The sequence below is a fragment of the Williamsia muralis genome (assembly GCF_002735905.1).
Taxonomy (GTDB): Bacteria; Actinomycetota; Actinomycetes; order Mycobacteriales; family Mycobacteriaceae; genus Williamsia; species Williamsia muralis_A.
The window spans coordinates 96,307-109,828 of sequence record NZ_PEBD01000005.1 but is presented as its reverse complement, the minus strand read 5'-3'; the positions used below and the strand labels follow the sequence as shown (position 1 = coordinate 109,828).

The 13,522-nt window shown below is 65.3% G+C and carries 11 protein-coding genes; 4 read left to right on the top strand and 7 right to left on the bottom strand.

The annotated features are described in order from the left end of the window. Positions 1-12: 12 nt before the first annotated feature. The gene (locus CSW57_RS07320; protein WP_099382191.1) at positions 13-1,674 is read right to left on the bottom strand and encodes an FAD-binding dehydrogenase; all 1,662 of its coding nucleotides are present in this window, start codon (positions 1,672-1,674) and stop codon (positions 13-15) included. A gap of 147 nt (positions 1,675-1,821) precedes the next feature. Here CSW57_RS07320 and CSW57_RS07315 point away from each other — a divergent pair, with 147 nt between their 5' ends. Continuing rightward, the gene (locus tag CSW57_RS07315; RefSeq protein ID WP_099382190.1) at positions 1,822-2,205 is read left to right on the top strand and encodes a hypothetical protein; all 384 of its coding nucleotides are present in this window, start codon (positions 1,822-1,824) and stop codon (positions 2,203-2,205) included. 14 nt (positions 2,206-2,219) lie between these two features. On the opposite strand, the gene CSW57_RS07310 is transcribed toward CSW57_RS07315, so the two are convergent. Beyond that, a complete protein-coding gene (locus tag CSW57_RS07310; RefSeq protein ID WP_143696496.1) occupies positions 2,220-3,068 on the bottom strand; it encodes a helix-turn-helix transcriptional regulator in 849 nt (282 codons plus the stop codon). A gap of 35 nt (positions 3,069-3,103) precedes the next feature. On the opposite strand from CSW57_RS07310, the gene CSW57_RS07305 reads away from it, so the two are divergent. Continuing rightward, positions 3,104-3,610 (top strand): VOC family protein, encoded by a 507-nt coding sequence (locus CSW57_RS07305; protein ID WP_099382188.1) that lies wholly within the window; start codon positions 3,104-3,106, stop codon positions 3,608-3,610. Positions 3,611-3,650: 40 nt separating this feature from the next. Next, a complete protein-coding gene (locus CSW57_RS07300; RefSeq protein ID WP_099382187.1) occupies positions 3,651-4,997 on the top strand; it encodes a TIGR01777 family oxidoreductase in 1,347 nt (448 codons plus the stop codon). Between the two features lie 18 nt (positions 4,998-5,015). Here CSW57_RS07300 and CSW57_RS07295 read toward each other — a convergent pair whose 3' ends face one another. From CSW57_RS07295 to CSW57_RS07285, 3 genes are read right to left on the bottom strand one after another with little or no spacing between them, the layout of a single operon-like run. Further along, a complete protein-coding gene (locus tag CSW57_RS07295) occupies positions 5,016-6,062 on the bottom strand; it encodes a threonine aldolase family protein (protein WP_099382186.1) in 1,047 nt (348 codons plus the stop codon). A 24-nt stretch (positions 6,063-6,086) separates the two neighbouring features. Continuing rightward, entirely contained in the window at positions 6,087-6,824 is a 738-nt protein-coding gene (locus CSW57_RS07290) for a ferredoxin reductase (protein WP_223249103.1), read from the bottom strand. Further along, a complete protein-coding gene (locus tag CSW57_RS07285; RefSeq protein ID WP_099382185.1) occupies positions 6,800-7,393 on the bottom strand; it encodes a sulfite oxidase-like oxidoreductase in 594 nt (197 codons plus the stop codon). Before CSW57_RS07285 ends, CSW57_RS07290 begins: the two co-directional genes overlap by 25 nt. Positions 7,394-7,596: 203 nt before the next feature. Between CSW57_RS07285 and CSW57_RS07280 the strand changes: the two genes are divergently transcribed. Further along, positions 7,597-8,373: a PIG-L family deacetylase gene (locus CSW57_RS07280; RefSeq protein WP_099382184.1), complete on the top strand. Its 777-nt coding sequence runs from the start codon at positions 7,597-7,599 to the stop codon at positions 8,371-8,373. A gap of 1 nt (position 8,374) precedes the next feature. Here CSW57_RS07280 and recD read toward each other — a convergent pair whose 3' ends face one another. Both recD and CSW57_RS07270 read right to left on the bottom strand, forming a co-directional pair. Beyond that, positions 8,375-10,225 carry an exodeoxyribonuclease V subunit alpha gene (gene recD / locus CSW57_RS07275; RefSeq protein WP_099382183.1) on the bottom strand — a complete coding sequence of 617 codons (1,851 nt, stop codon included), beginning with the start codon at positions 10,223-10,225 and terminating at the stop codon, positions 8,375-8,377. Beyond that, positions 10,222-13,521 (bottom strand): UvrD-helicase domain-containing protein, encoded by a 3,300-nt coding sequence (locus CSW57_RS07270; RefSeq protein ID WP_099382182.1) that lies wholly within the window; start codon positions 13,519-13,521, stop codon positions 10,222-10,224. The genes recD and CSW57_RS07270 overlap by 4 nt, the downstream gene beginning before the upstream one ends. Between the last annotated feature and the right edge of the window lies 1 nt (position 13,522).

Sequence of the window (13,522 nt, the reverse complement as noted above, 5' to 3'; positions counted from 1 at the left end):
CGGTCCCCCGCCTCAACCGAGGTCGCGGACGAGTGCGCGTCCGGCCGCCCGGCCGGAGAAGATGCAGCCACCGAGGAACGTGCCCTCGAGCGCGTTGTAGCCGTGTACCCCACCGCCACCGAAACCCGCGACCTCGCCGGCTGCATACAGACCTTCGAACGGCTCACCGGACGGCCGGATCACCTTCGCATCGAGATCGGTCTCCAGCCCACCCAGCGTCTTTCGGGTCACCAGATGTAGGCGGACGGCAATCATCGGGCCGTATTTCGGGTCTTGCAACTTGTGAGGCCGTGCCACCCGGATGATCTTGTCACTGAGGTAGTTTCGGGCATTGCGGATCGCCATGATCTGCATGTCCTTGGTGTATTTGTTGTCCAGTTCGCGGTCGCGGGCCACCACTTCGGCTTCGATGCTCGCGAAGTCGAGCTGCGGACCTGTGGTGATCTCGTTCATCCCGGCCACCAGATCGCGGAGATTGTCGCGGACGACAAAGTCGATGCCGTGCTCCTTGAAGGCCTCGACCGGACCCGTTGCGCCTTTGCGGACGCGCTGAAGCAGAAGCTTGATGTCTTTTCCGGTGAAGTCCGGGTTCTGCTCCGAACCCGAGAGGGCGAACTCTTTTTCGATGATCGCCTGGGTCAGGATGAACCAGGTGAAGTCGTGGCCGCCACGAGTGATCGTTCCCAGTGTGCCCAACGAGTCGAAACCCGGGAAATTCGGAACCGGCAGCCGTTTGCCCGTGGCGTCGAGCCACAGTGACGATGGGCCCGGGATGATCCGGATGGCGTGGTTGGGCCAGATCGGGTCCCAGTTCTTGATCCCCTCGGGGTAATGCCACATGCGGTCACTGTTGACGATGTTGCCGCCGGCGTTCTTGGTGATCTCGAGCATTCGCCCGTCCACGTGCGCGGGTACGCCGGTGATCATGTGTGCTGGGGCAGGCCCGAGACGGTCTACCGGCCAGTTCTTCTTCACGAGGTCGAAGTTGCCGCCGATGCCTCCTGAAGTCACGACCACAGCTTCGGCACGGAGTTCGAACTCGGCGGCGGTTTCACGACTCGACGACACCCCTCGCCGCTGGGTCGAGGGCACCAGGACAGATCCCCGTACGCCCACTGCCGCCCCGTTCTCCACGATGAGCTCGTCCACCTGATGCCGGTACTTGATGGTGACCAGACCCTTGGCAGCACCGTCGAGAACCGGCTCGCGGAACACCCGGACCACCTCCGGGCCCGTTCCCCAGGTGATGTGGAATCGCGGGACAGAGTTGCCGTGGCCGGCAGCGAGACCGGAGCCACGCTCGGCCCAACCGACTGTCGCCATCACACGCAGGCCCAGATCGTGCAGATACGAACGCTTTTCGCCGGCGGCGAAGTTCACGTAGGCCTCGGCCCATTGCCGCGGCCAGTGGTCCTCACGGTCACGATCGAATCCGGCGGAACCGAACCAGTCCTGCCGGGCCAGTTCGACCGAATCCTTGATGCCGAGTCTGCGCTGCTCGGGGGAATCGACGAAGAACAGACCACCCAGGGACCAGAAAGCCTGCCCACCCAGGTTCTGTTCGTTCTCCTGTTCCAGCACGGCCACGCGCTTGCCGGCCTTCACCACTTCATGGGTTGCGACCAGCCCGGCCAGCCCGCCCCCGACCACAATGACGTCGAACCTGTCGGCCATCACGGCGCCTCCTCGCGTCCAATACCCGGCATGACGTTCACCCGGCGCATCCGAACAGAGCATAAAGAACGACGCGGGCGGCAGTCCGAGCTACGGCGGCTTTGCGAATTGCCCGCACTGCCGAGGCGCGGAGAAGATACTTGGGGCGTGGTGACAACGGACAGCGGAGAAGACGGCCACGAACGGCAGCGTTTCCGGAAGCTGGCGCAAGCGGCGATGAACGCAGACATCACTGTCGGGCAACTGGACACGATCATCGGTGACCTCGGCGGGGCCCTGACCGACTTCGACAAGGCGATGGCCGGATTCGACACGACCCTCGGCAGTTTCGGCGCAGCCATGGACGACTTCTCGGCGACACTGACGCGGGTGGACAGCACGGTCACGAAAATGGTCGCGGTGGTCGAACGGATCGAACGTGTTGTCGGACGGGTGGAGAACATCGTCGATGTCGCCGAAACGCTGCTTGCACCGGTGGCATCCGCCGAGGCGATGGTGCGTGGCCTGCTGGGAATCGGACGCCGGGGCTGACCGACACCGCGACGTCATTCCCGCCGGGCGGCAGACCGCACATAGTCACTGGGTGTCCGACCGACAACCGCCTTGAACTCGCGGGCCAGGTGAGCCTGATCGGAGTAACCAAGTGACGCTGCCACATCCGCTACCGACAACTGGCCTTCACGCAGGGCGAGCGCGGCGTCTTGCAACCGGCGACGCTGGATCAACCACTTGGGGCTCAGGCCCGTTCGATGTACGCACAACCGCTGAAGGGCTCGCGTGGACATGTTCACCGCGTCTGCGAGCTCGGCGACGCGGCGCGGCCCGTCATCGTCTTCGACCACATCGACGACCCGGTTGATCAACTCGCCTTCGTCGTCGATCTCCCACTGCGTGGCCCAGTCGAGGTATACGGACAGGACCTCCTCGTAGGCGCGCCGATCCGGTTCCGAACATGAGCGCATCGCCGTCCGCACGGCTCCTGCGACATCGCCCCGGCCGGGGATGGGCAAAGGCTCGCCGATCGGCAACACCGGTCCGCCGGCCGTCGAACCCGCCATCGATCTGCCTGTCAGCAGCGTGATCGCGGCGGGTCGCAACAGAACTGCCGCGGCCCAGCTCTTCCCCTCGAGCTTCTGCTCACTGGTCCCCTGACTGACGCAGTAGAGGGCAGCCTTGTCCGGCTCGACGACCACGTTCCCGCCGGGGTGTTCGAGGACTGGTTGAACGATCGGTGCCGGAAGGTTCCAGGATGCGATCCAGACATGCCGTAGAAGGCTCCCGGCCCGGTGTCCGGGAGGGACCGCGAGGCGTGAGATCTGTACGCCACGGGCGCCTGGGCGCAGGTCACCACGCGGCCCGATGGGCCCATGGTGGGAACTGTCGCGTTTCTTCAAGCGCTCACACCCTGCGTCGGTGGACCATCGCCTTCATGAGTATCCACGCTGCCACCGGGCAATTCACCGATCACGGAATCCCCCACGGCTATACCTCCCTCACACCCTTCATCGTCGTCACGCCAGCTGCCGAGGCAATCGAGTTCTACAGCAACGTCTTCGGGGCACACGTTGAACAGCGCACCGACTTCCCCGGTCCCGACGGTGAACCGATTGTCGCGCATGCCGACCTCGACTTCGGGACGGGGCGGTTACAACTGGGCGACCCCAACCCTCAGTATGGACTGGTGCCGAGGCCAGACGGGGACTGCGACTGCTACTCGATCGCCGTCTACGTCACCGACGTGGATTCCGTGGTGCAGCGGGCCGTCGATGCGGGTGCGGTCATCCGCGAGGAGGTACAGACATTCGTCTCCGGTGATCGGTTCGGCTCGGTGCGCGACCCTTTCGGGGTGCGATGGTCGGTGATGACCCGGATCGAGGACCTCTCCCCCGCCGAGAGCGCCTCGAGAATCGAGGAGTGGGCAAAGCAGCAGGGCTGACGATGCGCGCAGACATATCACCGATGCGTAGCGTGGGCCCATGGGCATCACGCATTCGAGTACCGTCCCCACACCTGTAGACGAGGTGTTCGCCTGGCACGGACGGCCGGGCGCCTTCACGCGGCTGGCGCCACCCTGGGGACCACCGTCGTTGATCAAAGAAGCCGAGTCGCTCAGTGACGGAACTGCGGTGTTGGGGTTCCCGGGTGGACTGAAATGGGTCGCGCGGCATCAGCCGTCGAGGTACCACCCGCCCAATCAGTTCGTGGACAAGCTGGACTCGTGGCCACTGAAGTCTGTGCTGACGTGGACGCATCATCACGGATTCTCTGCCGTCGACGCGAACTCCACTCTGGTCACCGACACGGTCGACACGCCCGTCCCGACTGCGTTGCTACGGCCCATGTTTCGCTACCGGCATCGCCAGCTCGCCGACGACCTGGCGGCCCACGCATGGGCGAACGAGTCCGGGCGCGGACCGATGACCATTGCGATGACCGGCTCATCCGGCCTGGTGGGTACCGCCCTCAAGGCCTTCTTGACCACCGGCGGGCACCGGGTGATCTCACTCGTACGCCGCGATCCCTCCCACGGAGACGAGCGACGCTGGGATCCCCACAATCCGGCACCAGACTTGGTGGACGGCGTCGACGCAGTGGTCCACCTGGCCGGCGAATCCATCGCGGGCCGATTCAGTGACAGCCACAAACGAGCGGTCCGCGACAGCCGCATCGACCCCACGGCACAGTTGTCGTCGGTGATTGCGGCCACCACACCCCAGCCCGCGCTCATCTGCGCCTCGGCCGTGGGCTTCTACGGGTACGACCGCGGCGACGAGCAGCTCGACGAGAACGCCTCGCGTGGTGAGGGCTTCCTTGCCGACGTTGTCGCCGACTGGGAGGCGGCGACCGAAGCCGCAGGCGACTCCGGCGTCCGGGTGGTCAACGTCCGCACCGGGATCGTGCAGGCTGCGGCCGGTGGCACACTACGGCTGCTACGCCCACTGTTCACGGTGGGGTTCGGCGGGCGGATCGGGGACGGCAGGCAGTGGCTGCCGTGGATCGCGATCGACGATCTGGTGGACATCTACCATCGCGCCATCGTCGACGAAACGGTGCGGGGACCGATCAATGCGGTGGCACCCAATGCCGTGCGGAACAGCGACTACACCGCCGCCTTGGCTCGGGCGGTGCACCGGCCGGCGATCGTGCCCGTGCCCAGCCTGGGCCCACAACTGATCCTCGGCGCGCAAGGTGCTCGCGAACTCGCGTTGGCCAACCAGCATGTGGTGCCGTCCCGGCTCACCGCGATCGGGCATCGCTTCCGGTGGCCAGAAGTATCCGACGCACTGCGTCATCAACTCGGAGGTGCCACCGATCGGACGTAGGTCGGGAGGCGCACACGATCAGCGTGCGAGCTCTTTTCTGATGTTCTCGATGAAGCGGTCCACGTCGTCGTCGGTGGTGTCGAAGGAACACATCCATCGCACCGTTCCTCCCGCCTCATCCCAGTTGTAGAAACGCCACGACTCACGGACCCGTTCGGCGGCTGCGCGATCGAGGACGGCGAACACGGCGTTCGACTCGGTGGACTGCGCGAAACGAAGCCCCGGAACACCTTCGAGACCACTTCGTAGACGCGCGGCCATCGCGTTGGCGTGCGCGGCAGCGCGGATACCGTTGCCGTCCTCGAACAGTGCCAGCAGTTGCGCCGAGATGAATCTCATCTTGCTGGCCAGCTGCATGCTCAGTTTGCGTAGATAGATCAAGCCGTCGACCCGGTCTGGGTCGATCACCACGATCGCCTCGGCGCCGAGCGCACCGACCTTGGTGGCACCGAGGCTGACGATGTCCACACCGACGTCGGTGGTGAACCGCCCCATCGGCATCTGCAGGGCCGCAGCCGCATTCCACAGCCGTGCGCCGTCGACATGCAACGCCATGTTGTTCCGGTGAGCGAAGTCGGCGTTGGCCGCGATCTCTGCGGGGGTGTAGAGCGTCCCGAGCTCGGTGACCTGGGTCAGGCTGACCACAGCTGGCTGTGCCCGATGCTCGAAACCCCAGCCATAAGCCTCCGTCGCGATCAGTTCCGGCGTCAGCTTGCCGTCCGGGGTGGGCACCGTCAGCAGCTTGATACCACTGACGCGTTCGGGCGCACCGCCTTCGTCGGTGTGGACATGCGCAGACTCCGTGACGATCGCAGCGCCCCAACGCGGCATGAGCGATGTCAGCGCCACCACATTGGCGCCGGTTCCGTTGAAGACAGGAAAAACCTCGGCGCGGGAACCGAATTCGTTGCGGATGACCGCCCGCAGCGCGTCGGTGTAGTCGTCTTCGCCATAAGAGACCTGATGGCCACCGTTCGCCTCGGCGATGGCAGTCAACACCTCTGGCAGCACTCCGGCGTAGTTGTCGGACGCGAATGCACGCCACTCGGGGTCATGTCGTCTCAAGGATTCTGCTTTCCATGTGAGGTCTCACCCTCCGAAACGCTCGGTACGGATGTTCGCGGCGGGATAACCCAGATCGAGTAGCCACTGCGCATACTGTTCGACGAAAGCCGTTGGCCCGCAGACCCGCACCTGCGGATCGAGGCCCACCGGGATCAGAGCGGCCGCGAACTCGGCGATGTCCGGCCGACCGGCCGGTCGCGTCGACGATTCAGGCGCCTGCCGGGTGTACACGTAGTCCACACGCAGTCGTTCAGAAGCGACCAGGCTTTCCAGTTCCTGCGCGTAGTAGCGACTTGCGGGTGTGCGCAGCGAATAGAAGAGCCGAAAAGGCGCCTGGGAGGACGCGTGTTCGTGTTCCCGGATCATCGACATGAGTGGCACCACGCCTGATCCACCTGCGATCAGCTGCACCGGGTTCTGTTCGTTCGGCCTCCAGACGAACCAGCGACCGATCGGCCCGCGGACCTCCACCTGGTCACCCACCTGCAGGTCGTACACGAGGTAAGGCGAGACCTCTCCGTCCTCGAGCTCCTCGACGGTGGTCTCGAGCAGGTCGTCACCGGTGGCCGCGGCAATCGAGTAGGACCTCACCGCCTGATACCCATCCTCGGCGGTCAGGCGGATGTCGACGTGTTGACCCGGCAGCACCCGGCCGCGATCAGGCAGCCGTAAGCGCAGGGTGCGTGCGGTTTGCGTCTCCATCTCGGCCGCGACCACCGTCGCGGGCCGCCAGCCGTTCACCAATACCGCTCTTCTTTCCACGGGTCTCCGTGGTTGTGGTATCCGTTGGTCTCCCAGAAGCCCGGCACGTCGTCGTCCAAGATCGTCAGACCGTTGACCCACTTGGCTGACTTCCAGAAATACAGGTGCGGGATCAACAGTCGTGCCGGCCCACCGTGTTCGGCGGCAAGTGGCTCACCGTCAAAGGTGTGCGCAACCCACGCCTTGCCGTCGAGGACATCTTCCAGCGGCACATTGGTGGTGTACCCGCCATAACAGTGGGCCAGGATGAAACCGTCGGGATCGACGTCTTCACCGAGGAGCACATCCAGCGAGACTCCCCGCCACGTCGTGTCGAGCTTGGACCACGCCGTCACGCAATGGATGTCGACGGTGACGTCCTCCTGGGGCAGCGCCATGAACTCGTCCCACGTCCAGCTCTGCAGCTCACCGTCTCGCCCTTTGACGTCGAAGCCCCACTGCTCCTGTCGGATCGCCGGGGTGGGTCCGGCGGTCAGGACGGGGAAGTCGCGGGTCAGGTATTGCCCTGGCGGTAGCCGATCGTCCTTCTGCCGGCGGCGGGCCCCGAAGCCCTTGTTGATGATGGCCATGGGTGCAATTGTGCGCTGTGCCCACCGATCGTGCATCGACAGGCCCGGACTCACCCACCTGCGTTCTGTCGGAGGAGTTCGCGTGACCGCAGGGTCTGGTCGGCGCTCCACTGCGTCGGCTGCAGGATCGACGCCCACGAATCGGCGGTTTCTCGACCACCATCTCGGGCCGGACCGCAGACGGCTCGGACTAGTCTGGACCCGTGTCGCATCCGAGTCTGCTCTGCATCCACGCGCATCCCGATGACGAAGCGCTCTGGACAGGGGGTGTCCTCCTCCGATGCGCAGAACTCGGCGGTCGCACGTCGGTTGTGACGTGTACGTGGCCCCCGGGCTCCGAACGGGCCGGCGAACTGCAGCGGTCCCTCCAGATACTGAATGCCGGTGCCCCGAGGCTGTTGGGGTATGCAGATCTCGGTGTCACCGACACCACAGAGGACTATCGCTCGTTCTGCGATGCCCCTTTTGATGAACTGGTCGAGTCGGTGGTCGCCCATATCCGGGCATTCCGGCCGGACACCGTGCTGACGTATGACCCGATGGGTGTGTACGGGCACCCCGACCACATCCAGACACATCGCGTTGCGGTTGCTGCGATCGGAGCAGCCGGATACCCGCAGCTGTACCCCGAGGCGGGCCCACCCTGGCGGCCGAAACTCCTCTACCAGGCCACCATGCCGTTCTCGGCTGCCCAGCTTCTCTGGCCTGCGGTGAGAAAACAGGCGAACCGCCCGGTGGGGCCGCTGCCCGGGGTCCCCGACGAGGAGATAGATCTCTTCGTCGACGTGACCGCGTGGCTGCAGACCAAGTGGGACGCCTTGTCCGCACACAAGAGCGAGATCGCCAGAGGTGGCGCAATGACCATGCTCGCTGCCCTGCCGGAGGACGTTCGCTGGGATGTCCTGCGAACCGAGTGGTTTCAGCGAATGGCGCTCCAGCCCGACGCGGAAGCGTTCGACGCCCTACGCTTCTCGCCCTAGCTCACTCGAGCCTGGTCCGTAAGCCGCTTGCGCGCAGCACTTTCCGATTCACACCGGCCCTGATGGCCTCTTCGGTGCCGACGAGCCGCACGCGAGCACTGGCCCGGGTGATGGCTGTATAGAGCAGTTCGCGTGTCAGCAGGGATGACCGCTCCGGAGGGATCACCACGGACACGGACTCGTATTGTGAGCCTTGGCTGCGGTGAATTGTCATGGCATACACCGACGTTGCCGACACCAGCTGAGACGGATGCAGCATTTTGATCGACTGGCCGCGCGCGAACGCCACCATCGGCCTGCCGTCGATGTTCACCACCACCCCGGTATCTCCGTTGTAGATGCCTGTGTCGTAATCGTTTGCGGTCACCAGTAGTGGTTGTCCGGCGAACCACCGGCCCGTGTCGAAAGCCTCCTCCGGTGCGTCGATCCATTCGGTCGCCAATCGTGACCAGTATTCGACGCCCGACGTACCTTCCCGATGAGCACACAGCAGTCGATGCGAGCTCAGTCCGGCCAGGGCCGCCGCGGCATCCCCGGCCTCCGCGGCCACGCGCACTGCGGTGGCGGAGTCGACGACGTCGCGCCGCACCGATTCGAGAGTGTCGAACCCGACGAGTTCGAACTCGTCATGGCCGGCGCCGAGGAGATCGATCACCTCATCGGCATCGCCCCGGCGCACAGCCGCAGCCAACTGTTCGATCCTCTCCCCGAACCGGCGTACCCGCGTCAGACGGATCACTCCTCCCCCCAGCTGTTCACGCTCCTCGACCGACAGCGCGTCTACGTTGTCGGCGTCGGGTTCGAGGTCCTCGGCGACCAGACTGCTCAGCACCGGATTGGTCTGCTCGGTGACGGGCCTCGCGACCAGATCGGCGAGCACAGCCCCGGCATCCACGGAGGCCAGTTGATCAGGGTCCCCCACCAGGACAAGCCTGGATTGGGGGCGCAAGGCATCGAGTAGTCGCGACATCATCGTCAGCGACACCATCGACGTCTCGTCGACGACCACCAAGTCGTGAGGCAGCCGGTTCGTGCTGTCGTGTGCGAATCGGCTGCGGTTTCCCGGCCGCCATCCGAGTAACCGGTGAAGGGTGGTTGCCGTCAGATGCTCCGGAAGCCCGAGTTCGGGTGCCTGAGCGCGCACCGATGCCTCGAGTTGGGCCGCTGCCCTGCCCGTCGGCGCAGCCAGAGCAACGCGAAGACCCGGTCCGTACTCGTCGAACATGAGGGCCAGTACCCGCGCAACGGTGTGCGTCTTACCGGTGCCCGGTCCCCCTGCGATGACCGTTGTCCACCCGGCCGTCGCCAGGGCAGCAGCAATCCGCTGTCGGTCGGGACCGGCGTCGGGGAAATGCCGGTGGAGCCCCTCCGACAATCGCCCGGCGTCGAGATCCGGGTGCGTACGGGCCCGGTTGTCGAGGAGCTCACGGATTCGCTGTTCCTGTTGGAAGTAGCGACGGAGGTAGAGCAGTGGACCCTCGGGCGTGTGTGCGAGATGAAGCGGCCTCAACGGTCCCGCTGCGGCACCCGTCAGCAGAGGACTCGACTCGAGCGCTCTGACGACGTCGGCCGGGTCCGGCCACGGCAACGTGTCCGGATCGATCCCCGACTCCTCGTCATCGATGGCCATCTCGGAGAGCCGGTTGACCTCCACACAGACCGACCCCAACCGGACCGCGCGCACTGCCAGCGCGGTCGCGATCAACACCGCCGGCTCGATGTCGGTCTTGGACAGTGCAGCAAGTCGTTGAGCCACATGGACATCGGCGGCGCTGAGCACGCCGGCCTGATTGAAGGGCACCAGTGGCGCAGCGGCGTTCAACACGATCCGTGCGTCGACATCGGCGGTCACACGGTCACCGTCCTTCCGGCGATGAGGTCGGACACGGCAGCGATGAGGGTCGCCGACGGCCTCCACTCGAACACGCCGCAGCCCGATGGCGTCTGCGGCCCGATCATTGCGCGGACGAAATGGTATTGAACGCCTCCGAGGTGCACAGACGGGTCGTAACCCGGCAATCGCCATCGTAGATAGCGGTGCAACGCAACCGAATACAGCAACGCCTGCAGAGGATAGTGCGAGTGCATCATCTCCCGGGCCATCGACTCCGGTGTGTAGTCCAGGCAGGTGAGGTCGCCGCGCGCGGTCCGGTTCGTCTTGTAGTCCACCACCACGAATCGGTCGCACGGGATCCGCAGAACCGCGTCGATGCTGCCAGTGAGGAATCCGCGCAGCGGCGGTGCGGGCACCCGACGCAGCAGGGCGGGATAGTCGGCGAGCAGATCATCGGGCGACAGATGCTCCGCCATCAGGTCGCTGATGTCTCGCAGGGTCGGATCGGTCTGCGATCCGAGCGGGAACTCGAAGGTCAGCTCTGACAAGCGATCCTTCGAAGGTATGCGCGCGAGGGTGAGTTCGCGATCAGCACCCAAAGGTGTGTGCATCACCGCGGTCAGCGCCTCGGCGAGCACATCGATGTCGACCTCGGCCATCCGCGCCAGCGCGGCCTCGACACAGCGGCGACGCACTTCGTCCGCCAGATCGGTGACATCGGTGTCGACGGTCTCGAGTACCTCGTGGACAAGCGTTCCGAAGGCCGCCCCGAAAGGCAGCGAGTTCATCAGCGACACGTGTTTGAGTTCGGCAGGACCTTCCGTGGTCGCCTCGGCAAGAGGTTCCACCGTCTGCTCGTCTGTCTTGTCCGTGACCTCGGGCTCGCTCGCCACGCCCGGCTGATGTGTGCCCGCCACCAACGCCGAATAGGAGGTGCGCCGCCACGAGCGGTCGATGACGCGGGTGAAGGACGCTGACCCCAGGTCGCCTGCCGACGGCTTCGGTTGTTGCCAACGGGGGCTGCCCATTGGTGCAAAAGTTGCCGGCTGCACGGTGACCACGCCGCCTGCTGCCTCACCCCATTCGGTGAAGAAGCGGGCCACCCGCGCATCGTCGGGTACCACCGGACGTGGTTCGGGGCTGGTTTTGTCGCGGCTGAACAGCAGCCTGTGAAGCGGCGACGAGCGGGTGGCAGTCGCAGGCGCCCACCACAGCACCACGGCGGAGGCAGCGCGTGTGAGCGCTACGTACAACAACCGCAACTCTTCCCCGTCCTCCTCGGCGGCGGCGGTGTCGCGGCGGGCCCGGTACCCGGGTGCGTCCTTGCCTCCGACGTCAAGGATTCGCTCTCCTGAGTCGTTGTGCAGCAACAGAGTTGCCGGGTTCGGATGGCGCGCCGCGTCCCAGCCGTAGGGCACATAGACGATCGGGAACTCGAGTCCCTTGCTGCGATGCACGGTCAGCAATTGAACCGCCGCGGCGTCGCTGTCGAGACGGCGGCTCTGCTCGCCCTGATTGCCTGCGACCGGATCCTTGATCAACTCGGCGAGTCGGCGCACGAGCGCGGTGAGACCCAGCCCCTGCTCCACCACGGCACGGTTGCACAACTGGGCGACGTGGGTAAGGTCGGTGAGTCGACGTTCACCGCCGGTGATACCCAGCAGACGACCGGCGATGTCGCGGCGTCCGGACAGATGCTCATACACCGCCGCAAACCCGGCGTCCTGATAGACCGCCACGAGCTCGCGGATCATCGCGCTGATGTCCGCCGTCAGCTCGTCTCCGCCTGCATCGAGTTCAGTGGCAGTCCACCCCAGGAGCGGGGTGAGTGCAGCCAACCGGATTCGGGCCGTACGACTCGGCTGCTCCATGGCCTGCAACAACCACAGCCAGTCGAGCGCCCCCTGGGTGCTGTAGACACTCGTTCCTCCCGCCAGCACCGACGGTATCCCCGCAGCGTCCAGGGCACCTTGAATCATGCTCAGGTGTTTGTGATTTCGAACCAGGACTGCGACGTCTCCCGGCTCGACCGGCCTCGTCTTCCCACCGGTGACGTGGTCGGTGCCGGAGTTGAGCAAGTCGGTGAGGTCCGCGGCGACGTCGTCGGCCACCGCCCGGCGCACCCTGTCGAGCACCGGAAATCCCGACTTGTTCAGGGGCCCGTGCCCCTTGCGATTCAGATGGCGCAACCGCAGCGGGACCAGGCCGGGAAGCCGAGATGCGTTGTTGTTCGCGGTCACCTGGTGCACAACGATGTCCGGGCTACCCAGAGCTGCTCCGGCGTAGATCCGGTCGAGCGCCTCGATCAGACCGGCGTCACTTCGCCAGTTCGTCGGAAGAGCCTGATGGTTGTCTGCAGCGTGAACGGCATCGAGATAACTGAACACCTCTGCGCCTCGGAAGGCGTAGATCGATTGCTTCGGGTCGCCGACGAGCACCAACGTCGTGTGGCCGTGGAACGCGAGGCGGAAGATCTCCCACTGCACCGGATCGGTGTCCTGGAATTCGTCGACGAGCACCACCCGAAATCGGCTACGGATTCGCCGGCAGGCCGCCGGCCCGTGTGCGGGGTCGGCCAATGTGTCGCGCAGCAACATCTGCAGGTCGTCATAGTCACGCACATTGGTGAGGCGTTTACGCCGCTCCACCTCTTTGCGAACCTGCGTGGCGAACTCCACCCGCATGTACTCGTCCGCCCCGGGTTCGGCGTCAGGCCCCAGCCGCGCCTGCCGCCCGAACACCGCCGCCCGCGAGAAGCCATGGGCGTCACGAAGACTGAACGGCACCGCGTCGGTACCACTGAAGCGCCGGAGGTACAGGTCGTCGGTGACTTCGGTGATGAGATCGCCTACGTCCTCCACCAGAGTGATGTCGTTCTCGAAGTCGCCGGCAAGACCGAGCCCGTCCAGCATGCGGCTGCAGAATGTGTGCGTGGTCGCGATGGTCGCCGCATCGAAGTCCGACAACGCAGCGGTCAACCGTTCGCGACGAACAGCCACGTCCTCGCCGCTGCCGCGGGCGAGCATTGCCACAAGAGGGTCATCGGATTGCACCGCACGTTGCGGATCGGCGAGTGCCCGTGCGAGATCGGCCAGTCGCAGCCGGGTTCGTTCTCGAAGTTCAGCTGTGGCGAATCGGCTGAAGGTGACCAGGAGTAGTTCGGACAGCGGCACACCGGATGCCACGTACCGAGCGGCCAGGCCGACTATTGCGTACGTTTTGCCGGTGCCGGCACTGGCCTCCAATACCGTTGTGCCGCCGGGCAGCGGTCCGGTGATGTCGAAGGTGACGGGAGAAAGACTGCTCTGGGTCATC

What these genes read in the sequence shown, in the direction of transcription:
- CSW57_RS07270 (WP_099382182.1), bottom strand. Translation starts at nt 13,521, where the DNA reads ATGACCCAGAGCAGTCTTTCTCCCGTCACCTTCGACATCACCGGACCG.
- CSW57_RS07300 (WP_099382187.1), top strand. Translation starts at nt 3,651, where the DNA reads ATGGGCATCACGCATTCGAGTACCGTCCCCACACCTGTAGACGAGGTG.
- CSW57_RS07285 (WP_099382185.1), bottom strand. Translation starts at nt 7,393, where the DNA reads ATGGCCATCATCAACAAGGGCTTCGGGGCCCGCCGCCGGCAGAAGGAC.
- CSW57_RS07305 (WP_099382188.1), top strand. Translation starts at nt 3,104, where the DNA reads ATGAGTATCCACGCTGCCACCGGGCAATTCACCGATCACGGAATCCCC.
- CSW57_RS07320 (WP_099382191.1), bottom strand. Translation starts at nt 1,674, where the DNA reads ATGGCCGACAGGTTCGACGTCATTGTGGTCGGGGGCGGGCTGGCCGGG.